Source organism: Xylanibacter brevis ATCC 19188 (assembly GCF_000621725.1).
Lineage (GTDB): Bacteria > Bacteroidota > Bacteroidia > Bacteroidales > Bacteroidaceae > Prevotella > Prevotella brevis.
Window position 1 is genome coordinate 122,446 of record NZ_JHXM01000012.1, and the last position, 25,528, is coordinate 147,973.

16 protein-coding genes, 1 tRNA gene and 1 rRNA gene are annotated in these 25,528 nt (G+C 50.7%); 8 read left to right on the forward strand and 10 right to left on the reverse strand.

What is annotated here, in order from left to right; genetic code table 11:
• Positions 1 to 25 precede the first annotated feature (25 nt).
• From T433_RS0108235 to T433_RS0108260, 6 genes are all read right to left on the reverse strand, one after another.
• A complete protein-coding gene (locus T433_RS0108235) occupies positions 26 to 1,558 on the reverse strand; it encodes a RapZ C-terminal domain-containing protein (RefSeq protein WP_027455479.1) in 1,533 nt (510 codons plus the stop codon).
• Positions 1,559 to 1,876: 318 nt separating this feature from the next.
• The gene (gene groL / locus T433_RS0108240; protein WP_027450227.1) at positions 1,877 to 3,508 is read right to left on the reverse strand and encodes a chaperonin GroEL; all 1,632 of its coding nucleotides are present in this window, start codon (positions 3,506 to 3,508) and stop codon (positions 1,877 to 1,879) included.
• A gap of 37 nt (positions 3,509 to 3,545) precedes the next feature.
• Entirely contained in the window at positions 3,546 to 3,818 is a 273-nt protein-coding gene (locus T433_RS0108245) for a co-chaperone GroES (protein WP_027450228.1), read from the reverse strand.
• A 129-nt stretch (positions 3,819 to 3,947) separates the two neighbouring features.
• Positions 3,948 to 6,089 (reverse strand): RagB/SusD family nutrient uptake outer membrane protein, encoded by a 2,142-nt coding sequence (locus tag T433_RS0108250; RefSeq protein ID WP_027455480.1) that lies wholly within the window; start codon positions 6,087 to 6,089, stop codon positions 3,948 to 3,950.
• 12 nt (positions 6,090 to 6,101) lie between these two features.
• The gene (locus T433_RS0108255; RefSeq protein ID WP_155808439.1) at positions 6,102 to 9,353 is read right to left on the reverse strand and encodes a SusC/RagA family TonB-linked outer membrane protein; all 3,252 of its coding nucleotides are present in this window, start codon (positions 9,351 to 9,353) and stop codon (positions 6,102 to 6,104) included.
• Between the two features lie 52 nt (positions 9,354 to 9,405).
• Positions 9,406 to 10,743, reverse strand: coding sequence for a rhamnogalacturonidase (locus T433_RS0108260; protein WP_027455482.1), 1,338 nt, complete (start codon positions 10,741 to 10,743; stop codon positions 9,406 to 9,408).
• Positions 10,744 to 10,917: 174 nt separating this feature from the next.
• Here T433_RS0108260 and sppA point away from each other — a divergent pair, with 174 nt between their 5' ends.
• From sppA to T433_RS0108290, 5 genes are all read left to right on the forward strand, one after another.
• The gene (gene sppA / locus T433_RS0108265) at positions 10,918 to 12,705 is read left to right on the forward strand and encodes a signal peptide peptidase SppA (RefSeq protein WP_027455483.1); all 1,788 of its coding nucleotides are present in this window, start codon (positions 10,918 to 10,920) and stop codon (positions 12,703 to 12,705) included.
• A gap of 65 nt (positions 12,706 to 12,770) precedes the next feature.
• Positions 12,771 to 13,964 carry a tetraacyldisaccharide 4'-kinase gene (lpxK, locus tag T433_RS16235; protein WP_428837372.1) on the forward strand — a complete coding sequence of 398 codons (1,194 nt, stop codon included), beginning with the start codon at positions 12,771 to 12,773 and terminating at the stop codon, positions 13,962 to 13,964.
• Positions 13,849 to 14,724: a purine-nucleoside phosphorylase gene (locus T433_RS15010; protein WP_052342132.1), complete on the forward strand. Its 876-nt coding sequence runs from the start codon at positions 13,849 to 13,851 to the stop codon at positions 14,722 to 14,724. Before lpxK ends, T433_RS15010 begins: the two co-directional genes overlap by 116 nt.
• Before the next feature lie 17 nt (positions 14,725 to 14,741).
• A complete protein-coding gene (thiL, locus tag T433_RS0108280) occupies positions 14,742 to 15,803 on the forward strand; it encodes a thiamine-phosphate kinase (RefSeq protein WP_027450234.1) in 1,062 nt (353 codons plus the stop codon).
• A gap of 627 nt (positions 15,804 to 16,430) precedes the next feature.
• Positions 16,431 to 16,503: transfer RNA gene (locus tag T433_RS0108290), tRNA-Phe, on the forward strand.
• A gap of 84 nt (positions 16,504 to 16,587) precedes the next feature.
• Here T433_RS0108290 and T433_RS0108295 read toward each other — a convergent pair.
• Positions 16,588 to 17,214 (reverse strand): deoxynucleoside kinase, encoded by a 627-nt coding sequence (locus T433_RS0108295; RefSeq protein WP_027455485.1) that lies wholly within the window; start codon positions 17,212 to 17,214, stop codon positions 16,588 to 16,590.
• 40 nt (positions 17,215 to 17,254) lie between these two features.
• The gene (locus tag T433_RS0108300; RefSeq protein WP_027455486.1) at positions 17,255 to 17,887 is read right to left on the reverse strand and encodes a deoxynucleoside kinase; all 633 of its coding nucleotides are present in this window, start codon (positions 17,885 to 17,887) and stop codon (positions 17,255 to 17,257) included.
• 170 nt (positions 17,888 to 18,057) lie between these two features.
• Here T433_RS0108300 and coaW point away from each other — a divergent pair, with 170 nt between their 5' ends.
• Genes coaW through T433_RS0108315 form a run of 3 tightly spaced genes read left to right on the forward strand, consistent with a single transcriptional unit; the run spans position 18,058 to position 23,916 of the window.
• Complete coding sequence (gene coaW, locus T433_RS0108305) at positions 18,058 to 18,888, forward strand: type II pantothenate kinase (protein ID WP_027455487.1); 831 nt, start codon at positions 18,058 to 18,060, stop codon at positions 18,886 to 18,888.
• Between the two features lie 34 nt (positions 18,889 to 18,922).
• Positions 18,923 to 21,403 carry a zinc-dependent metalloprotease gene (locus T433_RS0108310; protein ID WP_027455488.1) on the forward strand — a complete coding sequence of 827 codons (2,481 nt, stop codon included), beginning with the start codon at positions 18,923 to 18,925 and terminating at the stop codon, positions 21,401 to 21,403.
• A 29-nt stretch (positions 21,404 to 21,432) separates the two neighbouring features.
• Positions 21,433 to 23,916 carry a glycoside hydrolase family 127 protein gene (locus T433_RS0108315; RefSeq protein ID WP_027455489.1) on the forward strand — a complete coding sequence of 828 codons (2,484 nt, stop codon included), beginning with the start codon at positions 21,433 to 21,435 and terminating at the stop codon, positions 23,914 to 23,916.
• A 90-nt stretch (positions 23,917 to 24,006) separates the two neighbouring features.
• On the opposite strand, the gene T433_RS0108320 is transcribed toward T433_RS0108315, so the two are convergent.
• Complete coding sequence (locus tag T433_RS0108320; protein ID WP_027455490.1) at positions 24,007 to 25,182, reverse strand: sugar MFS transporter; 1,176 nt, start codon at positions 25,180 to 25,182, stop codon at positions 24,007 to 24,009.
• Positions 25,183 to 25,272: 90 nt separating this feature from the next.
• Positions 25,273 to 25,385: ribosomal RNA gene (rrf, locus tag T433_RS0108325) — 5S ribosomal RNA — on the reverse strand.
• Between the last annotated feature and the right edge of the window lie 143 nt (positions 25,386 to 25,528).

Here is a 25,528-nt window from a genome sequence, read left to right on the forward strand (position 1 = left end):
CCCACAAGAAAGTGGACTCAATGAGTTATTGTTTTGCTTCAAGTGTCTGACGGATGTTCTGTTCGCGATGACAGATGCGCACTTCAACACCAAACTGCTGATGGATGTGCTCTGCCAGATGCTGGGCACTATATACGCTGCGATGCTGTCCGCCGGTACAGCCAAACGAGAACATTAAAGAAGTAAAGCCACGCTGGATGTAACGCTCTACATGCGCATCAGCCAGTTTATAGACACTCTCCAGGAATGTCAGTATCTCGCCATCGTCTTCAAGGAAACGAATCACTGGCTCGTCAAGACCGGTCAGCTGCTTATAGGGCTCATAACGGCCGGGGTTGTGGGTAGAGCGACAGTCGAAGACATAGCCGCCACCATTGCCGCTCTCGTCCTCGGGGATTCCCTTTCGATACGAGAAACTGAAGACCTTCACGACCAAAGGTCCTTTGCCATCGTATTTTGAGAATGTGGCTGGACCATCCTTGGGATGCGCCTTATAGGGGTTGTTGTCGGTGGTCTTATAGCCATCAGAACGAGGGGCTGGCACTTCTATGCGCTGGAAGCGTGGCAACTCGGTGAGTTTGCGCAACAGCGAAACCAGATAGGGATATTGGAAATCTGCCGTTTGTAGAAGCTCACGCAGGTTCTGAATGGCAGGCGGAATGCTGTCTATGAAATGCTGTTTGCGCTCGAAATAGCCACGGAAGCCATAGGCACCCAGCACCTGTAGTGTGCGGAAGAACACGAAGAGCTGTAAACGACTGGCAAAGACCTCGCGCTTGGGCATCTCTATAAACTGCTGGGCTGCCTCGTAGTAGTCGTCAAGGAGTTCATTACGCAGTTTGTCGGGATAACGGGCAGAGGCCTGCCACAAGAACGAGGCCAGATCATAATAGAAAGGTCCGCGACGGCCTCCCTGGAAATCAATAAAGTATGGTTTCCCGTCTGTCAACATGACATTACGCGCCTGAAAGTCGCGATAGAGAAAACTGTCACACTTCTCTGCCGTGAGATCTTTAGCCAGCAGACGGAAGTCTGCCTCGAGCTTCAGCTCATGGAAGTCGAGCTCGGTGGCTTTCAGAAAGCAATACTTAAAGTAGTTGAGATCAAAGAGCACCCCTTCGATATTGAATTCCGGCTGAGGATAACAGTTGGAGAAGTCCAGTTCGCGGGCACCACGAAACTGCACATTGGGCAGTTCGCGAATGGTGGCTTTCAGCAGTTCCTGCTCTTTCAGCGTATAACGACCACCTGCCTCGCGACCACCACGAATGGCATCGAAAAGAGAAACCGAACCTAAGTCTGTTTGCAGATAGCGCAACTCGTCTTCGCTGACGGCCAACACCTGCGGAACAGGCAACTGGCGCTTGGAGAAATGGCGTGCCAAATAGATGAAGGCATGATTCTCGTCGCGACTGGTGCCAATACACCCCACAACGCTTTGTCCTTCGCCATCCGTCATACGATAATAAATACGGTTGCTACCAGCCACAGGCAACTGACTGGTGACGGCAGGTTCCTCGCCTCGCCACTGTTTATAGAGTTCTAATAGTTGATGCATGCTACTGATTTCATGATTTATGCGACAAAGGTAATAGTTTTATTTGATTCTTGCAAAAAGAAGAGCATAAAAAAAGCCGGCTGTCTCACGACAACCAGCTCCAAAAACAAACTACTTAAAAACTAATCTACTAAAACAAATCAAAAAAATATCTTTTCTGATGCAAAAGTACGAACATTATTCTTACGAACCAAACTTTTTGACACAAAAAACTTTGGATTTTGATATAAATCAAGGCGAAAGAGAAGTCTTGAACTTTTCTTTCGCCTTTTGTAAAGTTGAGTTGGCAAAACGCCTTACATACTCATTCTTATAGACTTACATCATGCCGCCCATTCCTGGAGCGCCACCCATTGGCATGGCAGGCTCCTTCTCGGGCTTGTCGCAGATGAGGCACTCGGTGGTCAGGAACATGCCAGCGATAGAAGCGGCGTTCTCGAGAGCTACACGAGAAACCTTAGCAGGATCGATAACACCTGCAGCACGCATATCTTCGTACTTGTCGAGGCGGGCATTGTAACCGAAGTCACCCTTACCCTCACGAACCTTCTGAACAACTACGGCACCCTCGCCACCAGCGTTGGTCACGATCTGGCGCAGAGGCTCCTCGATGGCACGCTTGATGATGTTGATACCAGTCTGCTCGTCGGCATTGTCGCCCTTCAGGTCGGCCAGTACGTCGAGTGCGCGGATGTAAGTGGTACCACCACCTGCTACAACACCCTCTTCGATAGCAGCACGTGTAGCGCAGAGTGCATCGTCAACACGATCCTTCTTCTCCTTCATCTCTACCTCGCTATTAGCACCTACGTAGAGAACAGCTACGCCACCTGACAGCTTAGCCAGACGCTCCTGCAGCTTCTCTTTATCGTAAGAAGAAGTAGTATTCTCGATCTCAGCCTTGATCTGGTTGATACGATCCTTGATAGCCTGAGAGTCGCCAGCACCATTAACGATGGTGGTGTTGTCCTTAGTAACGGTCAGCTTCTCGCAGGTGCCCAGCATCTCGAGTGTAGCCTGCTCCAACTTCAAGCCCTTCTCCTCGCTGATAACGGTACCACCTGTCAGAACGGCGATATCCTCGAGCATAGCCTTACGACGATCGCCAAAGCCAGGAGCCTTGACAGCGCAAATCTTCAGACCACCACGCAGACGGTTTACTACCAGTGTGGTCAAAGCCTCAGAGTCAACATCCTCAGCAATGATCAGCAAAGGACGGCCGCTCTCTGCAGCGGGCTGCAGGATGGGCAGGAACTCCTTGATGTTAGAAATCTTCTTGTCATAGATAAGGATATAGGGGTTCTCCATAGCGCACTCCATCTTCTCGCTGTCTGTAACGAAGTAAGCTGACAGATAGCCACGGTCGAACTGCATACCCTCAACAACACCGATATGTGTGTCGCGGCTCTTGCTCTCCTCGATAGTGATGACACCATCCTTAGAAACCTTACGCATAGCCTCAGCCAGCAGTTCACCGATCTCCTTATCGTTGTTGGCAGAAACAGTGGCCACCTGCTCGATCTTATCGTAGTTGTCACCTACCTGCTCAGCGCTCTTGGCGATGAAGTCGGTAACAGCCTTCACGGCCTTGTCGATACCACGCTTCAGATCCATGGGGTTAGCACCTGCAGTGACGTTCTTCAGACCCTCAGAAACGATAGCCTGAGCCAGGATAGTAGCAGTTGTTGTACCATCACCGGCATCGTCACCAGTCTTAGAAGCAACGCTCTTTACGAGCTGTGCGCCAGTGTTCTCGAAGTGGTCCTCGAGCTCAATCTCCTTAGCTACAGACACACCGTCCTTAGTAATCTGAGGAGCACCGAACTTCTTCTCGATAACCACGTTACGACCCTTAGGACCAAGGGTAACCTTTACTGCATTAGCCAACTGGTCAACGCCCTGCTTCATAGCATCGCGGGCGTCCATATTGAATTTAATCTCTTTTGCCATGATACTTCAATTTTTCAATTCTTCAATTTTTCAATTCTTACTTCTCAATCACAGCGAGCACATCGCTCTGACGCATCATCAGGAACTTCTCACCATCGAGTTCGATTTCGGTTCCGCTATATTTTCCATAGAGAACTTCGTCGCCTTCCTTCAGGATCATCTCTTCGTCCTTGGTACCCTTACCTACGGCCTTGATAAGACCACGAAGGGGTTTCTCTTTTGCTGTGTCAGGAATAATAATTCCACCGATTTTCTCTTCAGCCGGTGCAGGCAATACGAGCACGCGGTCTGCTAATGGTTTAATGTTCATAACTATATGTTTTAATTTTGAATAATATTTTGTTCTGCCAGAATGTAAGCGAAAAGCGTGCCAAAATGTCTTTGCTGACAATTTGGCACGCTTATATTTATATTATATTAAGGTAAGCGCGAGAAACGATTACTTGTTTTTAAAGCCATACCCATTCTTGAAACCACCGTTGCTAAGCACGTTGGGCGTGAAAGGCCAGTAGTGGATGGGGGCCGACTCACAGTCGTATTCATAGAACAAGTACTTATCGTATTCGTCGCGATTCTCGATCAGGGTCTTTCCCCAATCCTGGGCTTTATAGCCATCAGCCTCGAGCGCTATCTTCTCGGCATCAGTGAGGGGTGTAAAGAGACCACGGATGGCCAGGTTGGGGGCATAAGAAGCATCGACCACCAAGCCGTAGCTACTCCAGTCGTCTTTGACGCCACGCCAACCAGGGAAGAGCAGCGGGTCATCCTCCTTGCCTGCAGGGCACTGCGCCGTCAGTCTATGGCCAAGAACGGCATTGCCATCTACTGACTTCGTATATACCTGAGAAGAGATCACATTGCCATTCTCAAAACGATAATAGCCATCGGCCTCCAGTCCATCCATCATCTGCTTGGTGAGCTGCTTGATGGCCTTGATCTTCTTACCGATCAGTCCTGTGCGGATGAGCACCTGACGACGGTCACCCTCGCCGGCAAACTCAAACCCGCGTTCATCGATGACGGCTTCAAGCAGAGAGCCTTCACTGGCAATAAACTCATCAACACGAGCCTGACCGGCGGGGAAAGCACGATCACGAATGATCGTCAGGTATTGCTTGGCTTCAACATCATCGCCCAACATAGCACAAGCCTCAGCATATCCCAGATAAATCTCGGAAAGACGCATGTATGGTCCGTTGATGCCTGACTTACGATTATAGGAGGTCCACACCTTAGCCTGGCGGTTCTCATCCCATTTGTTGTAGGAGATGCCCCCACCCTTTCCCTGTGAACCGGGCGTGAAGGGAAGCAGTATCTCGGTGCCTTTACCGCCATTGGTGGCAGTGACGGTGCAACAAACATCACGGCGCTTGTCGTTAGGTGCAAACATGCCATAATAGAAAGCAGGATTGATGCGCCCCTGACCGTAGTTCTTGCACGGGAAGTTGTCTGTCTTATTGCCGGTGGTAGGACGTCCGAAACTATAAGGACGAGCATCATCGCTAGTGCCTTGTGCGATAGCTACCTCATAGATGCTTTCATCGGCAAAGCCATCATCGCTGTCGTGCATCTGCTGGAAGAAGTACTGGTAGGGATTGTCATAGACGCGGCCCTTATCCGACTTACGCGGATCGGTGGTGTGAAAGACAGCCGAACCAGGCTGCGCTATCACTTCTTTGAAGTAATGCTGAGCCAGTTTATAGTACGTCAGATAGTCTGTGCGGCGCCCGTAGGCTGCCCCATTGGTTTCGCGTCCCATCGTTTCGAAGGTCAGTACCTGTCCCTTGCCGTCGGTGCGTGGCGAGAGGTCGCCACGGCGAGTCTGATAGCCGCCTGCCTCCAGGGCGATGCGACCGATGAGTCCTTCGACATAAGTACGTGAGAAGTAGTTCTTACCCGTGACGCCAGGTATGCTGCCCAAACGATACATGACAGGCACAACCTGCTGGAGTTCGTCGAGCACCACATCATAGATAGAGTCGCGCCCACAGAGGTTGCCCGAATCCGTAGCCTTGCCACTGAGATAAGGCACGTCGCCAAAATACTTCAGCAACTCGCGATAGGCCGTGGCTTTCAGCGCCACCGCCTCGCCATAGAGTTGGCCCATGGTACACGCCTTTCCATCGGCCAGCATCTGGTCATAGCTGTCGGACGAGCGGATAGACTGTATCACAATGTTTGCCTTGTTGATTACGGAATAGAGTTTGGCATAAGTATCATTCTCTTTCTGATAGGAAAGCAAAGCGTAACTGCCGGCATAAGTGCCATTCTGATAGAAGCACTCAGGATAGTGGCGACCGGGCTGCGACTCAAACTTCTCCGGATGACGCTCGATGTCGCTTCCCGCCACATCAGAGGCATAGAAAAGTCCATCGCCAAACACCCTGTTTTGCGCCACATCGATCCATGCGGCATAGGCGCCCTCGAGGGCTGCACGCGCTGTCTCGCTGGTAGAGAAGACAAAGGCGGCATCGACCTTCGATGGAGAGTCGGTCTCAAGAAAATCGCTACAGGAAGAAGCCACTGTCAGCATTCCCGCTGCATATATTGCAGCATATACTATTGTTCTTTTCATCATCATTCCTCCCAAAAATTAAAATGCCACATTTAGTCCGAAAGTATAGGTGCGAGCACGTGGATAGGCGTTCCAGTCGTAGTTAGGAACGGGGAAACCGTTCTGTCCGTCTGGACGCGTATTCACATCGGGGTCAACACCTTTATAGCCAGAGAGACAGAACAGATTGCCTCCTGTGACGTAAACACGCAACTGGGAAACACCGACTTTCTTGGTCAGCGTCTTTGGCAGCGTATAGCCCAGCGTGAGCGTATTGAGGCGCAAATAGCTGGCATCCTCAATAAACTCAGACGACACCACGCCATATTCACAATAAGGCAGTGCATGCTTGGCACCGCTATTCAACGCAGAGAGCGCAAGTGGTTCGGTGACGGGCTGCAGGTCACCGTTGGCATCCACGTCAAGAATACGATAGCAGTCGGCCACAAAAGCCAGACGGTTCCAGCCGTAGCTGGTGTTCTTATTGCCCATCATGGAATGCATGGCATTGGCATTATAGACATCGCCACCAATCTGATAGGTGAAGCCCACGCTGGCATCGAAGCCCTTGTAGTTGGCATTCAGGTTCACACCACCCGTGTGCTGCGGCATGGCATGACCGATGATGGTCACATCGTCCTCGGTCACTGTGCCGCTCTGGTCTGTATCGGCAAACCGCACCATGCCGGGGAAGGCCGTCTGTCCGTCAGGGCGATTAAAATACTGGCCTCCACTGTAGTTCACCACGCCCTGGATATCAGGCACGCCAGGCTTCAAGGTCCAAACGCCATTGACTACATCAAAGTCATCGACGGTATAGAAGCCGGCAGACTTAAAGCCTAGAATGGTACCCACTGGTTCGCCTTGGCGAATGATATAGTCGTTATAGGGTCTCTTCGTGGTTGAACCCCAATTGGTGTTGGTGTCTGCATTAACACCTTCCACGACATGCTCCACCCGGTTTCTGTTGTAATTATAGGTGGCATTAATACTCAGGTTGAAATCCTTTGAGCGAACGATCTCGTAGAACAAAGCCAGTTCCAGACCGCGATTGGTGGTCTCACCTACGTTCTGGTATTGATAGCTATGACCAGTTGTCTCTGCCACGGGCACCTTCATCAGGATGTCCTTGGTGTTATTCCAGTAAGCCTCAACAGAGCCACGCAGTTTGCCGTTCCAGAAACTGTAGTCCACGCCCACATTACGACTGATGGTGGTCTCCCACTTTAGATCGGGATTGGCCAGGATCTCACCAGGCTTGAACGTGATGGTACGCTTATCGCCATTCCACGTTATCTCCGGCACCCAATACTCTTTCCACAGCGAGGCGTCGATATCATCATTTCCCGATGTGCCATAACTGAGACGCAGCTTCAGATTGTCGAGCCACCCACGAGCAGACGCCATGAAGGGTTCGTCGCTGATGCGCCATCCCATAGCCACAGACGGGAAATAGCCCCAATGATGGTGGGGAGCGAAGTTAGAACTGCCATCGGCACGCAGCGTGGCATTGAAAAGATAGCGACCACGGAAGTCATAGTTCAAACGGGCAAACCACGATGCCGTGTGGCGAGGGTCACCTTGTGTATTATAGAAATCGGACACCTGTTTTGTCTGATCCAGATAGGCTTCTTTCATGTTATACATCTGGATAAGACCGAAGGCTGTCTTCATGTCGAACTCAGAAGGGAAGCCAGCGCCAGTGATACGACTACTGTTTGACTTTGACGCAAGTATCTCGTTGCCTGCCAACAGTGCCAGCTTATGGTCGTCACCCAGTCCCTGCACATCGTAGTTCAACGTGGTGGCCCACCGCAAGCCATAGCCATCGCCCTTGGTCAGTTGGGCCTGATTATAGGGGTTGACAGAATGACCCGCATCCCAATAGCGCGTCTCACTCCAGTTGCGCGACAGCGACAGTTCGCTTTTTGCCGTGAGTCCTTTCAGGACGTTCCATGTCAACGTGCCGATGCCACGCACGCGCTGTCGGGTGGTGAACTGTGTGTAATTGTCGATGATGGCCGTTGGAGAGAAGCTAGCCTCAACACTGGATCCGCCCATCGACAGCAGGGCCGAGTTATCCGTTCCCAATGGTGCATCAACAGGACGATAGCCATAGACGTTGTTACCTGCGGTATAGTCGAACTTAGTGCCATCGAACCGCATATCGCCATAGCGCAGATTGGCATCGAAGGTGAGGTCTTTGGTAATCTTCTGCGAGATTTTGAAGTTGGCACTCCAGCGACGGAAACCCGTTTTCTCACAAATGCCATCGTCTTTCAAATAGCTCACGGTGGCATAGTATTTCGTGTTCTGATTGCCACCCGAGAGAGACAGGTCGTGGTTCCACGAGCCTGCAGTCCTCATCACATCGTTCACGTAATTGTGAACCCCCACAGACTTATAATCATTGAGATGATTGCCATAGGCAGATCCCAGTCCGAAGTACTCTGCGATTCCCTCATCCTCGTTGTTGGCATAGGCCTTTGCATAGCTCCAGGTGTGAAGCACATAGTCATAAGCATTCATCACGTCGAGGGTCTTAGCCGACTCCTTGACCTGATAAAACAAATTATATTTAACGCGTGCTTTGCCATCGCCTGTGGCTCCCTTGGTGGTCACAAGGATCACACCATTAGCACCACGGGCACCATAGATGGCCGTGGATGCGCCGTCTTTCAGCACATCGATAGACTCGATATTATCAGCAGGGATGTCACTGATGTCGCTGACCTGCACACCATCGACGATAAAGAGCGGGTCGTTGCTCTGCGTGATAGACCCACCGCCACGCACGCGGATACTCATCGTGGCACCAGGGCGACCGTCTTGAGAGAACACGCTGACGCCGGGCAACTGTCCTTGCAGGGCCTGGGCCACATTAGCCACTGGGTTGGCAGCCAACTTGGCGCCACTGACCGAAGCCACGGCACCTGTCAGGTCTTTACGCTTCGTCGTGCCATAGCCGATGACCACCACATCCTCGAGTGTCGTGTTGTCTTCCTCCAGAATGATGTCCAGCCTCGATTTGGTACCCACCTTGATGGCTTGAGACTTGAAACCGATGTACGTCACGCTTAAAATGGTGGATGGCGAAGCATCGTTGACCACAAAGTGACCATCAATATCGGTCACCGAGCAAACGCTCTTACCCACCGACACGGTCACACCCACCATCGGTTCGCCGTTGGCGTCTTTCACCGTGCCCCGAATGGTTTGTTGGGCATAGGCGCCCACACCTGTCAATGACAGCAGTAAGGCCATTGAGGCCTTCGTTAATAGATGTTTCATAGTAATAGTTGATTATGTATGTTATTAGATGTATGCCGCGAATGAGAGAGACTTAGCGTCTCTCACCATTCACCACCACATTTTTCAGCGTCAGCTGATCCACGGGATGGTTCTCGAAGGCTTTCTTCTTGGCAGCATCCTTCACGTTGATATTCTCGAAGGAGAAGTTCTTCAGTGCGTACTTGTCAGACCCTTCCACGTTAAAGAAGGTGCCACAGTCCATGTTGATGTTCTTGAAAGTGATGTCATTACACTGCGACAGGGGCATATCCTCACGCTCTTCTTTCTGATAGAACTGAGTCCAGGGCTTCACCAACAGGAAGCTACGGCAATGACCGGTGAAGTCTTCCACGCGTACATATTCGTAGTGCTGCGGTGTGTCGGGGCGCATCTTCAGCCACAACACATTCTGCGTGTTATCGGTATGACAGCGACGCATGATCACATTCCAGTCGTGCACAGACTCAGAGCCCAGCGTCATACAGCCGTGCACCGTGCCATAATGGCAGTTCTCCACCAGGATATTATAGCAAGGACCGTTCTCGGGTGCCTTGTCGGCAAAGGTGCCCTTGCCACCCTTCAGCACCACGGCATCGTCGTTGACGTTCATATAGCAACCGCGCACCACCACATCGTGGCACACATCGATATCGATGGCATCGGTAGAAGGACCCTTGATGCCTGTGGTTGCAGAATAGATATAGAGGTCGAGGTAGCGCACGTGGTCGCAACGGTAGATATGATTGGTCCAGAAAGGCGAATTGATGAGCCGCACATCTTGGATGGTCACATTCTTTGAATTAGAGATATAGGTCAAGCGTGGGCGCTGAGCATCCTTGTTGGTGCACTGTGGGTTCCACTGGCGACGAATCCAGAACTCGTGCCAATAGTCTTGTCCGTTGCCATCGATGGTGCCCTTGCCGGCAATGGTAAATCCATCCACACCATCGGCATTAATCAGTGCGACAAAATATTGACAGGCCTGTCCCTCGATGCGCGTCTCGCGAATCTCGAAATCGCGGATGCGATCTGAGCCTTTCAAGACGCCCCCTTCTTCGACCAAGAGGTGCGTGCCCTGCTTGAAAAACAGACTGCCGGAATAGAACGTGCCCTTAGGCACAACGATGACGCCGCCTCCATTCGTGGCAGCACGGTCGATCACAGCTTGTATCTCGCGGGTTTGCACGTCGGTAGTGCCCTGACGCACGCCATAATCCGTCAGTATATATTTGCGTCCGAGGGTCTCCACATCCACCTTGGCAGTGTTTGTAAACCATGCGGCCATCGGTTCGCCATTGGGCCATGTCTCCTGAATTTGCGTTTTTTTCTTACCTTCGGCAGTGAAACACACCATGAGAAATGCTACTGCCAACACGAGTTTCTGCTTCATTGAATCTGTTTTAAGTTATTTGTTTTTATGGTACAAAGATACGACATAATATGCAAACGACCAAGGAAATAATACTTATTTTGACGGCCAAGCACACTTTTTGCAAGCTTTTTGCACATCATTATAAAAAAAACAGTATCTTTGCATACTGAATTATCAAAAAAAACGCTAATTATGAAACAATTCTTTAGGTACATGCTCGCAACCATTTGCGGCATTATTGCGCTATTTATTGTTGGTGGCATCATCATGATGATATCTTTTGCATCAATGATTGCCAGCAGTTCTGCTCCAACAAAGGCTAAAGAAAACTCTGTTTTCGTATTGAAAATGGATGGAATGGTGAACGAAAGAACAGAAGGTGGTTCTCCCTTCGACGAACTACTGGGACAGGTAGATATGACAAACATGGGACTGGACGACATCGTTGGTGCCATCAAGAAAGCTAAGAACAACGAGAATATCAAGGGTATATACCTGGAAGGTGGCACCACCGTATTCGATGCACCTGCCACCGCCCAGCAGGTACGCGACGCACTGGCCGACTTCAAGAAGAGCGGCAAGTGGATCATTGCCTTTGCCGACAGATACACTCAGGGCTCTTACTACGTTTGCTCTGTAGCCGACAGCATCTTTATGGACTGTCAGGGCATGATCGATTTCAAGGGTATGGGCGGCAAGAACTACTACATGACTGGCCTGTACGAGAAGATTGGCATCAACTATCAGGCCACGCGCGTGGGTAAATACAAAAGTGCCGTGGAGCGCGTCACCCGTAAGGACATGAGCGACAACGACCGCGAACAGCGCACGGCCTACCTGCAGGGCATCTGGAAACTGTGGTTGAAGCAGATGGCCGAGAGCCGCGGCGTGACACCCGAGCACCTGAACAAACTGGCCGACGACAGCATCATGGGCTTCGCCAGCGTTGCCGACTATAAGAGCACCAAACTGATTGACGATGCCATCTTCCCTGAAAAGATCAAGGAGATTGTGAAGGGCAAGTTGGGACTCGACGAGGATGACGACATCAACCAGCTGACCCTCGCAGACATGATCAACCTGAAGGAAGACACGAAGGAGGAAGGCGACAAGATTGCTGTCTATTATGCCTACGGCGAGATCATCGACGAGGAGGCCAGCGCCTTTGCCAGCGAGCATGCCATCGTGGGCAAGGAGACCGTTGAGGATCTGAACGCCCTGGCTGAGGACGACGACGTGAAAGCCGTCGTGCTGCGCGTCAACTCGCCTGGTGGCAGCGCCATTGCCTCGGAACATATCTGGCACGCCATCAAACAACTGAAGGAGAAGAAGCCCGTAGTGGTTTCGATGGGTGGCTATGCGGCTTCGGGTGGCTATATGATCAGCGCACCTGCCAGCTATATCTTTGCTGAGCCAACCACCGTGACTGGGTCTATCGGCATCTTCGGCCTGATACCCAACATGAGCGAACTGGCCTCTAACAAGCTGGGCATCACCTGGGATGGCGTGAGCACCAATAAATACAGCGACTACGACACACGACTGGTATTCGAGAAGGACAATGCCGACGTGCTTCGCTTCATGCAGAGCTACGTGGATCGTGGCTACGACTCGTTCCTCACCATCGTGGCCGATGGCCGCGGCATGACCAAAGCGCAGGTCAACGAGATTGCTCAGGGCCGCGTATGGATAGCATCCGACGCTGTCAGCATCAAGCTGGTTGACAAGCTGGGCTCGCTGGACGATGCCGTCAAAAAGGCTGCCGAACTGGCTAAGTTGGACAAGTACTACACGGCGCCCTACCCCGGCAAGACCGACTGGCTGGACGCCCTGCTGGAGAGTTCTGAGAAGAAAGGCAGCTACCTGGATGCCGAACTGCAGCAGACACTGGGCGAGCTCTACACGCCCATCATGGAGATGCGACGCGACCAGCAGCGTAACCGTCTGCAGGCGCGACTGCCCTTCGCTACGGGTATCTAAACTGAATAAGAACGGAGAAGTGGCACTTTAATAGCGGAAGAGTGGCACTTTTCCTTATGAAAACCATAGGAATGGAAGGCGACTTCATCAAAATCAACAAATGGCTACTGCCACTGGGCTGGCTCTACGGCTGTGTGGTGCAGGTACGAAACTGTCTCTTCGAGATGGGCGTACTGAAAAGCGAGAGCTTCACCACGCCCGTCATCTCGGTGGGCAACATCACCGTGGGCGGCACTGGCAAGACACCTCATATCGAATATCTGATAAGACTGTTGGAGAAAAGTGCGAAGGTGGCAGTGCTGAGCCGCGGCTACAAGCGGAAGTCGAAAGGATTCCACGTGGCCAACGAGCATTCTACAGCCGAAGACATTGGAGACGAGCCCTACCAGATGAAGCAGAAATTCCCCGAGGTGACCATCGCCGTAGAGAAGAAACGCGCCAAGGGCATCAAGTTGCTGCTGCAGCACGACCCTCAGCCCGACGTCATTCTGCTGGACGACGCCTTTCAGCATCGCTACGTGAAGCCTGGCATCAACATTCTGCTGGTGGACTACCACCGACTGATCATCTACGACAAGATGCTGCCGGCTGGTCGCATGCGTGAACCGCTCTCGGGCAAGAACCGCGCCGACATCATCATCGTCACGAAATGTCCGAAGAACCTGACGCCGATGGACTACCGCGTCGTCACCAAGGCCATGGACCTATTCCCCTATCAGGAGCTATACTTCAGCACCCTGTCCTACGGCAAACTGATGCCTCTGTTCCCAGAAGCTGCACAGACGCAACTGGCAGAGAAGGCCAGCGACCTGACAGGGCTGAAAGCGCAAAACTGCCTACTGCTGACAGGCATTGCCTCGCCCCGACAGATGATCGAAGACCTGAAGCCCCACGTAGCCTCGCTACACCCGCTGACGTTCCCAGATCATCACAGTTTCACCCCACAAGACATTGAACGCATCAACACAGAATTCAATCAGCTAGCAGAGCCGAAATGCATAGTCACCACCGAGAAGGATGCTGCACGCATTAAACACATCGACGGCCTGAGCGAAGCAGTGAGAACACATCTTTTCGTACTGCCGCTGGAGATTGAATTCATGCTTGAGCAAACCGATAAGTTTAACCAAAAAATTATTAACTATGTACGAAAGAATTCAAGAAACAGCATCCTGGTTAAAAGAAAGGATGACAACAAGCCCCAAGACAGCCATCATTCTGGGGACCGGCCTCGGACAATTAGCTTCAGAAATAACTGACTCTTACGAATTTCCCTATAGCTCCATCCCCAACTTCCCCGTATCTACCGTAGAGGGACACTCTGGAAAGCTGATCTTCGGCAAACTGGGTGGCGTGGATATCATGGCCATGCAGGGACGTTTCCACTACTATGAGGGATACACGATGAAGGAGGTGACCTTCCCCGTTCGCGTGATGTATGAGCTGGGCATCAAGACGCTCTTTGTCAGCAACGCTGCCGGCGGCATGAACCCTGGATTCAAAATTGGCGACCTGATGGTGATCACCGACCACATCAACTTCTTCCCAGAGCACCCGCTGCGCGGAAAGAACTTCCCCACAGGTCCGCGTTTCCCGGATATGCACGAGACCTACGACCCCTCACTGATCAAACTGGCCAGCCAGATTGCACGCGAGAAAAAGATTCGCCTGCAGTATGGTGTCTATATGGGTGTGCAGGGTCCTACGTTCGAGACGCCTGCTGAATATAAGATGTACCGCATCCTGGGCGGCGACACCGTGGGCATGTCAACAGTGCCCGAGGTCATCGTGGCACACCACTGTGGCATCCGCACCTTCGGCATCAGCGTGGTCACCGACCTGGGAGGCTTCGACATCCCCGTAGAGGTGAGCCACGAAGAGGTGCAGGAGGCTGCCGACAAGGCTCAGCCTTTCATGACCGAGATTATGCGTGAGATGATTGTGCGCTCGGAGAAGCTGGAGCACAGCAAGACAGAGGGCTTCAACACCGATCACCCCACTGAGAAATGGAAGAAATAATCCACAAACCATCATATATGGAAATAGCAAAATTAGGAGAATTTGGTCTGATAGACCGACTGACAAAAGATTTAGAGAACAAGAACGAATCAACAAAGTACGGCGTGGGCGACGACTGCGCCGTGCTTCACTACCCCGATAGCGAGGTATTGATAACCACCGACCTACTGATGGAAGGTGTGCACTTTGACCTGACCTACATCGACCTGAAGCACTTGGGCTACAAGTCGGCCATGGTGAACATCAGCGATGTGTTTGCCATGAACGGCACCCCCAGACAGATCACCGTATCGCTGGCGCTGAGCAAGCGCTTCAGCGTGGAGGACATGGAGGAGTTTTATGCCGGCCTCAGACTGGCCTGCGAGAAATGGAATGTTGACATCGTAGGCGGCGACACCACTTCGTCGTACACCGGACTGGCCATCAGCATCACCTGTGTTGGCGAGGCACGCAAGGAGGACATCGTGTATCGCAACGGCGCCAAGAACACCGACCTGGTCTGCGTGAGTGGCGACCTGGGTGCTGCCTACATGGGACTGCAACTGCTGGAGCGCGAGAAGAGCGTGTACTATCAGCAGGTGGAGGAAGCTAAGAAGAAGGGCGACAAGCGCGCACTGGAAGAGCTGGCCCACTTCTCGCCCGACTTTGCAGGTAAGGAATACTTGCTGCAGCGACAGCTTCAGACCGAAGCCCGCGGCGACATTATCCGCAAACTGCGCGAGGCTGGCATCCGTCCCACGGCGATGATGGACATCAGCGACGGTCTGTCATCTGAACTGATGCACATCTGCAAGCAGAGCGGCGTGGGCTGTCGCATCTTCGAGAAGGAGCTGCCCATCGACTACCAGACAGCTGTTATGGCTGAGGAGATGAATATGAACGTCACCACCTGCGCGCTGAATGGCGGTGAGGACTACGAACTGTTGTTCACCGTCCCCATCGGAGACTTGGAGAAGATCAAGGAGATGGAAGATGTGCGTCTCATCGGTCACATCACCGAAGAGAAGTATGGACACGTGCTCGTGACACGCGACAACCAGGAATTCGAGTTGAAAGCACAAGGTTGGAATCCACTATAGTCTGACAGCAGACCATAGACTCTCATACGATGCCTAATCGGCATCATGTATAAACTGGCGGGGCGTTTGTCCCGTCAGTTTTTTTTAATACCCTACGAAACATAGAGATAGAGGCAAAGCCACTCTTCTCTGCCACATACTCTAAAGTAAGAGTGCCACTATCATGAAGCAATAGTACCACTATCATAAAGCAAAAGTGCCACTATCATGATGCAAAAGTGCCACTATCATGATGCAAGAGTGGCACTTTTGGTCCCGATCTAGGGGCTGTATTACATCATTCCAGGGGCTAGATGGATGCAATACAGGGGCTAGAATGACGTGATCCAGGGGCTGGATTCATGCGTTCTAGGGGCTGGCTGCAAATCAATAGTGGCAGTATGGCATGCGGAAACAGAAAAAATGGCGGCACAATAGTGGCACTATAAGCTACAGAAACAAGCCAAACTGCCAAGCAGCAGAATAGGCATAAAAAGGGCGTTTTTGCCCATTAAAAGGACAGTTTTAGCAAAAATGTGTTAAAAACTGGCTTATTTTAAAAAATTTCCGGCAAATGTTTGGTGGGGCGAGTTTTTTGTTGTACCTTTGCACCCGCAAACGAAAGGATGCAGTGATCTAAAGAACAATGGTGCCTTAGCTCAGTTGGTAGAGCATCGGACTGAAAATCCGTGTGTCCCCGGTTCGATTCCTGGAGGTACCACTCCTCCTTTCATTTAAATCCCGCGATAGTCTCAGGACTTTAGCGGGATTTTTTGTTGTGTAAAGGGCCTAGACTTTCCAAGCCTCAGACCCCCTCCATCGGAAACAGACCGTAGAGCTTGGCATCTATCATGTCTGTCACCTGCTTGAAATCTTCGGCGCGATCACCAAACTTGCAGTGATCGCCATCAATCACAATGAGTTGTCCCTGATAGGTAGCTATCCAGTCCTCATAGCGTCGGCTCAGGCCTTCCAGATAGTCGAGGCGCATGGTCTGCTCGTATTCACGTCCGCGCTTCTGTATCTGAGCTACCAGCGTGGGGATGCTGGAACGAATGTAGATCATGAGGTCGGGCAACTTGACCAGCGACATCATCAGGTCGAAGAGGTCTTTATAGTTGGCAAAGTCGCGATCGCTCATCATGCCCTGTCCATGCAGATTGGGGGCAAAGATGCAGGCATCCTCAAAGATGGTGCGGTCCTGTATGATGGTGTCTTTCGACTGCGAGATCTCTACCACTTCCTTGAAACGCTTGTTCAGGAAATAGATCTGCAGATTGAAAGACCAGCGCTTCATGTCGGCATAGAAGTCTTCCAGATACGGATTGTTATCTACGGGTTCAAATCTGGGGATCCATCCATAACGATGGGCCAGCATCTTGGTGAGTGTGGTCTTGCCACTACCGATATTTCCTGCTACTGCTATATGCATATTCTTTAAGGGGAGTTTTAGGGGAATACTTGATTTGCTATTACAACGCCTGTTGGGGCGGGAAGAGTCCGAAGAGGGTGCTGTCGATACGATCGATGATTTTAGCAAAATCCTTGGGATTGTTCTGATAGTCCAAATCATCTTTCTCGACAATCATCACGCGGCCTTTATACATCTTGTTGATGAACTCGTCGTAGCGCTGGTTCAGATTCTCGAGATAATCCAACTTCATGGTCTGCTCATAGTCGCGTCCACGCTTCTGGATGTTGCCCACCAGATGAGGCACAGAGGCACGAAGATAGATCATCAAGTCGGGATAGCGCACCACGCTCATCATCTGTTCAAACAGCTCCATATAGGTCTCGTAGTCGCGGTCAGAGAGGTTGCCCATGGCTTTATTGTTCTGCATGAACACATAGACGCCCTCAAAGATGGAACGGTCCTGGATGATGGTATGGTCGGCTTTCGAGATATCTATCAAATCGCGGAAGCGCTCTTTCAGGAAGAACACCTCCATATTGAAAGACCAGCGATGGATGTCGCTGTAGTAGTCTTCCAGATAAGGATTGTGATCAACAGCCTCAAAACGCGCCTCCCATCCATAATGATGAGCCAGCATGCGCGTGAGGGTCGATTTTCCACTACCTATATTACCTGCTACTGCAATATGCATTGTTTTAGTTTTATGACTTGGCAAAGTTACGAAGTTTTTTTCTAACATCCAAATGTGACATGAAGAATTAGGTACATCATGCGCATACACGTACGCGAACATTATATTATTTGTTAAAGTGATTGTTATATGAAAGAAATTAGCTACCTTTGCACCAAAATCTCTAGATTATGGGTATTATTTTAGGTATTGACGTGGGCATCAGCACCACAAAGATCGTTGGACTGCGCGATGGCAAGCCATCGGCACCAATACGTATTACGGCGGCAGATCCCATCACCTCACTCTATGGCGCATTTGGAAAATATCTGCACGACAACAGTCTGGAACTGGAAGAGATAGACCATGTCATGCTGACTGGCGTGGGCGCTGCCTACGTCAAGAATGATGTCTATGGCGTGAAGACAAGTCGCTGCGATGAGTTCATCGCCGACGCACTGGGCGCTCGCTTTGAGTCGCACATCGATCACGCCATCGTGGTGTCGATGGGCACGGGTACGTCGTTTGTGATGTGCCATGGCGACAAGATAGACCACATCGGTGGCATCGGCATTGGCGGTGGCACGCTGCAAGGCTTGTCGCGCATCATGCTGAACACCAGCGACATCAAACAGGTGTCGGAACTGGCCATGCAGGGCAATATCAAGCATATCAACCTGCTCATCGGCGACATCTCGGCACAACCACTGCCTGGTCTGCCCATGGAGGCCACGGCTTCGCTCTTTGCACATGCCAAGAACGATGCCTCGCGCGAGGACATCGCCTGCGGCATCATCACAATGGTGCTGCAGTCTATCGGTTCGGCAGCCGTACTGGCAGCCCAGGGCACCGACTGCCGCGACATGGTGCTCATCGGTCATCTGTCGCTGTTGCCTCAGTGCAAGGACATCTTCCCTGCACTGGAGAAGCTGTATAACGTGCGCTTCCACATACCGAAATACTCGCAGTTCTGCACCGCCATCGGCGCTGCACTGGCCCACGGCAAACTGCAAATCAAATAAGAACGGAAATAAGGGAATATATTACTTTAAAACTATGAATAAAACACTAACTACTATCGTTGCCCTGATGATGGCTTACACTGCACAGGCCAGCACTTACTATGTGGCAAAGGCCGACACGCTGGAGCAAGACACCACGACCGTGGACACGCTGAAAGCCAGACGCCACGGCAAAAAACCGACACCGAAGAAAGAAGAGAAGAAGGAGTCGGAATACGAGAAACTGATGAAGAAGGGCGGCACCGTGAGAAATGGTTTGTTTGGTGTGCGCCATATTGACGATAAATACTATTTCGAGGTGCCCGACTCCATGCTGGGACGCTACGTGCTTTTCGTGACGCGTCTGACCGCCGTGCCTCAGAACTTCGGACAGTTTGCCGGAGAGGAGATCAGCCACAGCACGGTCTATCTGGAACGTCGGGACACCACAAAGCTGATGATGCGACAGTACGTGCTGTCGCATGTGGCCGACAACAAAGACAATATTGCTCGTACGCTGGAGCAATCGACCGTAGATCCCATCGTACGCTCATTCAAAATCATTGGTCGCAACAAGGAGGATGATCATAGTCTGATAGAGGTAACTTCGTTTCTCACAGGCGACAGCCATCTGACCAGCTTCTCAAGCGGAAGCAAAGGCACACTGAAGGTGGGAGGCCAGAACAAGGACCTGACCTTCATCGATACCATCAAAGTATTCCCTACCAACATCGAGGTGGCCACGACACGCACCTATGGGTCGAGCGCCGGACGATCGGAGGCATCGAAGACGGGGGCCATGACCATGGCGTTCAACACGTCGATGGTGCTGCTGCCCAAGGAACCCATGCGCAAGCGTCTGTGGGACGAGCGCGTAGGCTATTTCGTGAATAACTTTGTGCGCTTCAGCGACCAGCAGCACAAGACGCAGCACGAGTCGTTTATCTCGCGCTACAGACTGGTGCCGAAGAACAAGAAGAAATATCTTCGCGGCGAACTGACCGAGCCGGATAAACAGATTGTGTATTACATTGACCCTGCTACGCCCAAGAAGTGGATTCCCTATCTGATTCAAGGCATCAAGGACTGGAACGTGGCTTTTGAGGCGGCTGGATTCAAGAATGCCATCACGGCCAAGGTGCTGCCCGAAGACGACCCGAACATCAGTCTGGAGGACGCACGCTACTCGGTGTTGCGCTATCTGCCATCGGAAACGGAGAATGCCTACGGGCCACGCATCGTGGATCCTCGCTCGGGCGAGATCATCGAGGCTCATATCTGCTGGTATCACAACGTGATGAACCTGCTGACGAAGTGGTACATGACACAATGCGGCGCGGTGGATAAGCGTGCGCAGACCATGCACTTCGACGATAAACTGATGGGCGAACTGATTCGTTTTGTGAGCAGTCATGAGGTGGGACACTCGTTGGGACTGCGCCACAACATGGGGGCTTCGTTTGCCACACCCGTAGAGAAGTTGCGCGACAAAGCCTGGGTCGAGGCCCATGGACACACGGCCAGCATCATGGACTATGCGCGTTTCAACTATGTGGCTCAGCCCGAAGACGGCATCAGCGAGAAGGGTTTGTTCCCTCGCATCAACGACTACGACAAATGGGCCATCAAATGGGGATATCAGTGGCGCCCGGAGTTTAAGGATGAATATGAGGAGAAGGAACAGCTGATGACCGAAACGACGCGAACACTGAAAGGCAACCCACGACTGTGGTTTGGCGGCGAGGGACGCAACGAGGATGCTCGTGCACAGACCGAAGATCTGGGCGACAACAGCGTGAAGGCATCGGAATATGGCATCAAGAACCTGAAGCGCATCATACAGCAACTGCCGACATGGACACACCAGGAGAACGATCAGTATGAGGACCTGAACGAGATGTATAAAGCGGTGTGCGATCAGTTCAACAGATACGTAAACCACGTGATGAAGAACATCGGGTCGCGATACACCAACAACATGCCGGGACGCAACCCTGTGGAATATGCCTCTGCTGAAAGACAAAAGGAAGCGGTGGCTTTCATCGGCCAACAGGTATTCGACATGCCGGAATGGCTCTACCCTGCTGGCATCGTGTCGAAAACGGCTACAGACGTAGCAAATACGCATCAGCAGATGCAAAGCAACCTGCTGAACAGACTGATGACGCCACTGATGCTCAACAACATTGCTGCGACGCCCTACCCCATAGACGCGTATCTGGCAGACCTGAAGGCCACCGTCTGGAAGCCTATTGGCAAAGCCAACGACCTGAAGGCGAAAGCTAGAAGACAGTTGCAGCGCTCGTATATTCAGCATCTGAACGTGATCCTGAATCCTTCGGAAGCTGACCTTAGGGGCGTCATGGGGCGCTACCTAAACTCGGATGCTTCGCTCTACGTGCTGATGAACATGAAAGAGATTGAGACGTTCTGCGAGCAGCAACTGAAGGAAAGCAGCGGTCTGAATGCGCTTCACTATGAAGACTTGTTACGACAGCTGAAACTGATACGCGAAAGGCGTACAACAGTGAAATAAACCACAAACTGCCATTCTTAAAAACAACGATGAAACTACCAAAACTACTACTGACAGGTGTGATGATGTGCAGCAGTACGATAGCTGCAGATGCACAGAGTGAGTTATACCCTAAGCACTTCGACCTGGAACAGGTCACGCTGCTCGACGGACCGATGAAGAAGGCTATGGACCTGAACATTGAGGTACTGTTGAAATATGACGTCAACAGACTGCTGACGCCTTACGTCCGACAAGCTGGACTGGCAGCGACCACCGACAGCACGTCGCCCTACTTCCAATGGCTGACAAAACATCCTAACTTCAACAACTGGGGCGATGCGTCGTTCGACCTGAGTGGACATGTGGGCGGACATTACCTGTCGGCCCTGGCCTTGGCCTATGCTGCTTGCCATGATACGGCGAAGAAGGCGCAACTGAAAGAGCGCCTGGACTATATGATAGGCGTCATGAAAGACTGTCAGGAGCAGTTTGACGAGCATCACGACGGACTTTACGGTTTCATTGGAGGACAGCCCATCAATAGCGACTGGGAGGCGCTCTACAGAGGAGATATCCAACCCTATAAGAGACACGGCGGTTGGGTGCCTTTCTATTGCCAACATAAGATCTTGGCTGGACTGCGAGATGCTTACCTCTATGGAAATAGTGAGACGGCCAAGGAGATGTTCAGAAAGATGGCCGACTGGAGCGTCAACGTGATTGCAAACGTGAGCGAGGCGGACATGGAGAAGGTGCTCGACACCGAACATGGCGGCATGAACGAGTCGATGATGGATGCTTATCAGCTCTTTGGAGACAAGAAGTATCTGAATGCTGCCAAGAAATATACGCATAAAAAGATGTTGAACGGCATGCAAACGCTCAACACGGCTTTCCTGGACGGAAAGCATGCCAACACGCAAGTGCCTAAATACATCGGCATGGAGCGCATTGGTGAGGCCAACAACCAATCATACACAACTGCTGCAGAGAACTTCTGGAAGGATGTAGCAACAAACAGAACGGTTTGCATCGGGGGTAACTCAGTGAACGAGCATTTTCTTTCGGAAAAGAACAGTAACAGGTATATCGACCAACTGGATGGACCTGAGTCATGCAACACGAACAACATGTTGAAACTTTCTGAGATGATGAGCGACCACACTGGCGATGCCAAGTATGCTGACTTCTATGAGCAAGCCATGTGGAACCATATTCTCTCTACACAGGATCCCACCACAGGCGGATATGTTTACTTCACAACACTACGTCCACAAGGTTACCGCATCTACTCGCAAGTGAACCAGGGCATGTGGTGCTGTGTGGGAACAGGCATGGAGAACCATTCCAAGTATGGTCACTTCATCTACACACACGATGGCAACAAGACGCTGTACGTTAACTTGTTTACGCCATCAAAACTGGTGGATAAGGACTTCGTGATAACTCAAGAGACGGACTTTCCCAATCAGTCGACTACCACACTGACCGTGGGGAAGAGTGGACACTATACCATCGCATTCCGACATCCGGCATGGGTGGGAAAGGGATTCTCCTATACTGTAAACAACAAGAAGATCAATCACACTGAAGCACAAGGTAAGGCCTACTATATCCACATCACACGCAACTGGGTGGCTGGCGACAAGATCAGTATCAACCTTCCCATGGAACTGCGCTATGAGGAGTGCCCTAACCTGAGCGATTACATTGCCTTTAAGTATGGCCCTATCCTACTGGCAGCCAACACGACGAATGGTAAGGAGAAACTGCAGAATGAATATGGTGGCGAAGGGCGTATGGATCATGCGCCTGGCAGCATGGCAAAGTCCTTGAACCTCACATCGGCGCCGCTGCTCATCGGTGACAGAAGCAAGGTGCTGGAACGCATCAAGAAGGAGCGAAAAAAGAAGTTGAGCTTCTCCATCGATGTCAGCCGAAAAGGTATTGCATCCTATAAGTGGAACAGACTAACGCTGGAGCCGTTCTACGCCATTCATCACGACAGATATCAGTGTTACTGGTATCAGCAAACACCAGAGCATTATGCCAACAGCAGCATGGCTAAGGCTGAAGCGCTGAACGAAGCACTACAGGCACGTACCATCGACTTTGTGGCGCCTGGTGAGCAGCAAAGTGAGGCTGGACATGAATACAGCTATTCTATGGATTCAAGCACGGGCGAGTTCAGAACTGAGCATTATCGCGATGCACGTCCTAATGGCTATATTCAATATACGCTCTTCAACAAAGAACGCATAGCACAGAACCTCAGCATCATGCTGAGATTCAACATCGCCGACATGGGACGCAAGGCTACTCTAACCATAAACGGAAAGCCCATTGCCGACATCACAATTCCTGCGACAGCAAAAGACTGCGACTCCAATGGTTTCTTCAACACTGAATACAAGATTCCCGCTGAGATCCTCAAAGACGCCCAGCAGTTGAAAGTCCGTTTAACCGCTTCCACCACCCTCTGTCCTGGCATCTACTACATCCGCCTGTTAAAAGGAATAAGAGAGACATAACTTCAACGAAATATAAACAAAAAGAAAGCATCCTAACTATCATGATAACATGAAATAGTTAGGATGCTTTCTTTATCTATAATTAAATAATCAAATAGAAGACCGTTTAACCATCATGGCAGCATATACTAGAACAACCAAGAAAGCGGATAACGGCAGAATGAAGGGGATATAGGGAGTGGTATGATCGGCCAAGAAACCCATCAACAAGAAGCCACAACCTCCGATAGGTGTCATCATCAACAAAGAAGATGCACTCTTGGTCTGGGGACCTAATCCTCTTATGGCCAACGAGAAGATGGTGGGAAACATAATAGCCTCGAAAAGATAATTAAGTACCAAGAAGACGAGTGACACAACACCTAAATCAAGAAGAGTGATAGTCATACAACTGACTGTACCGATAGCACAGAACAGCAGCATCTTCTCCGCCTTAACAACACTCATAATCCAACTACCCAGGAATCGTCCACCCATAAATATGATCAAAGCGAGGGAAACCAAACGTGAAGCCATCAACTTAGACATCCATCCTGTATCGGTGACAAAGTTCATAAAGTAGCTGTTGATTGAAATCTCTGCTATCTCATAACACAACAGAGCGAGAGATCCAAACAGGAACCATCTATTGCGCAGTACAGAGGTTAATCCCTGGTTGCTATCGTAATCATTCTTGATCTCTGGGAGTCTGACACGTGAAAAGAAAATAGCGATAATCAGTACTACAGTACCTAGGATGCCATAGGGAACGGCTACATCAGCACTCTCAACGCCATCACGATACAGGAACTGGCCCACGAGAAGAGTAGCCATAAAAGAACCCATACCATTAAAGGTCTGAGAAAGATTCAATCTACTTGCGGAAGTTGCTTTAGGTCCTAACTCCGTAACATAAGGATTTGCTGCAGTTTCAAGAAATGTCAATCCACAACCGATGATGAACAACGCAACAAGAAAACCATAAAAAGAAGAGATAGGTATAAAAGCAAGAGCGCCCAAACCAAATATCGACAAACCTAAAACGACTCCATTTCTATAACCATATCTACGGATAAACATACCAGCAGGGATAGCCATCAGGAAGTAACCCAGATACGTCGTCACCTGAATCCAAGCCGAACGAGTAATCGAAATGTCCATTACATCTTGGAAATGTTTATTCAAAACATCAAGAATCGCCCTTGCAAATCCCCAAAGGAAAAACAAAAGCGTAACCAAAACAAATGGAGTCAAATATCGCGAATAAGTAATACGCTCCTTCTTCATTCTCTTATAAAACTGCGTTGTTCTAACTAATACAAAATATCTTATATAAAAAAGAGCCCTGACTCAGTGTTGAATCAGGGCTCTCTGTAAAGATGGCGGCCTCCTACTCTCCCGCATTGCATTGCAGTACCATCGGCGCAAGCGGGCTTAACTTCTCTGTTCGGAATGGGAAGAGGTGGGACCCCGCCGCAATAACCACCTAATATTTCTTTCGTATTGACAATTGACAATTGATAATTGACAATTACGTCAACCGTATAGGTAGACATCTTGCACACAAGAACTGATAGTATAACCATAAGGCAAAACCATACAGTTGAAAGTAAAAGCGCGTTTAAGCGAAAGC

Coding starts and splice junctions, on each gene's coding strand:
- thiL (WP_027450234.1), top strand. CDS start 14,742: ATGGAAATAGCAAAATTAGGAGAATTTGGTCTGATAGACCGACTGACA.
- groL (WP_027450227.1), bottom strand. CDS start 3,508: ATGGCAAAAGAGATTAAATTCAATATGGACGCCCGCGATGCTATGAAG.
- T433_RS0108245 (WP_027450228.1), bottom strand. CDS start 3,818: ATGAACATTAAACCATTAGCAGACCGCGTGCTCGTATTGCCTGCACCG.
- T433_RS0108315 (WP_027455489.1), top strand. CDS start 21,433: ATGAAACTACCAAAACTACTACTGACAGGTGTGATGATGTGCAGCAGT.
- sppA (WP_027455483.1), top strand. CDS start 10,918: ATGAAACAATTCTTTAGGTACATGCTCGCAACCATTTGCGGCATTATT.
- coaW (WP_027455487.1), top strand. CDS start 18,058: ATGGGTATTATTTTAGGTATTGACGTGGGCATCAGCACCACAAAGATC.
- T433_RS0108255 (WP_155808439.1), bottom strand. CDS start 9,353: ATGAAACATCTATTAACGAAGGCCTCAATGGCCTTACTGCTGTCATTG.
- T433_RS0108300 (WP_027455486.1), bottom strand. CDS start 17,887: ATGCATATTGCAGTAGCAGGTAATATAGGTAGTGGAAAATCGACCCTC.
- T433_RS0108320 (WP_027455490.1), bottom strand. CDS start 25,182: ATGAAGAAGGAGCGTATTACTTATTCGCGATATTTGACTCCATTTGTT.
- T433_RS0108235 (WP_027455479.1), bottom strand. CDS start 1,558: ATGCATCAACTATTAGAACTCTATAAACAGTGGCGAGGCGAGGAACCT.
- T433_RS15010 (WP_052342132.1), top strand. CDS start 13,849: ATGTACGAAAGAATTCAAGAAACAGCATCCTGGTTAAAAGAAAGGATG.
- T433_RS0108310 (WP_027455488.1), top strand. CDS start 18,923: ATGAATAAAACACTAACTACTATCGTTGCCCTGATGATGGCTTACACT.
- T433_RS0108295 (WP_027455485.1), bottom strand. CDS start 17,214: ATGCATATAGCAGTAGCAGGAAATATCGGTAGTGGCAAGACCACACTC.
- T433_RS0108260 (WP_027455482.1), bottom strand. CDS start 10,743: ATGAAGCAGAAACTCGTGTTGGCAGTAGCATTTCTCATGGTGTGTTTC.
- T433_RS0108250 (WP_027455480.1), bottom strand. CDS start 6,089: ATGATGATGAAAAGAACAATAGTATATGCTGCAATATATGCAGCGGGA.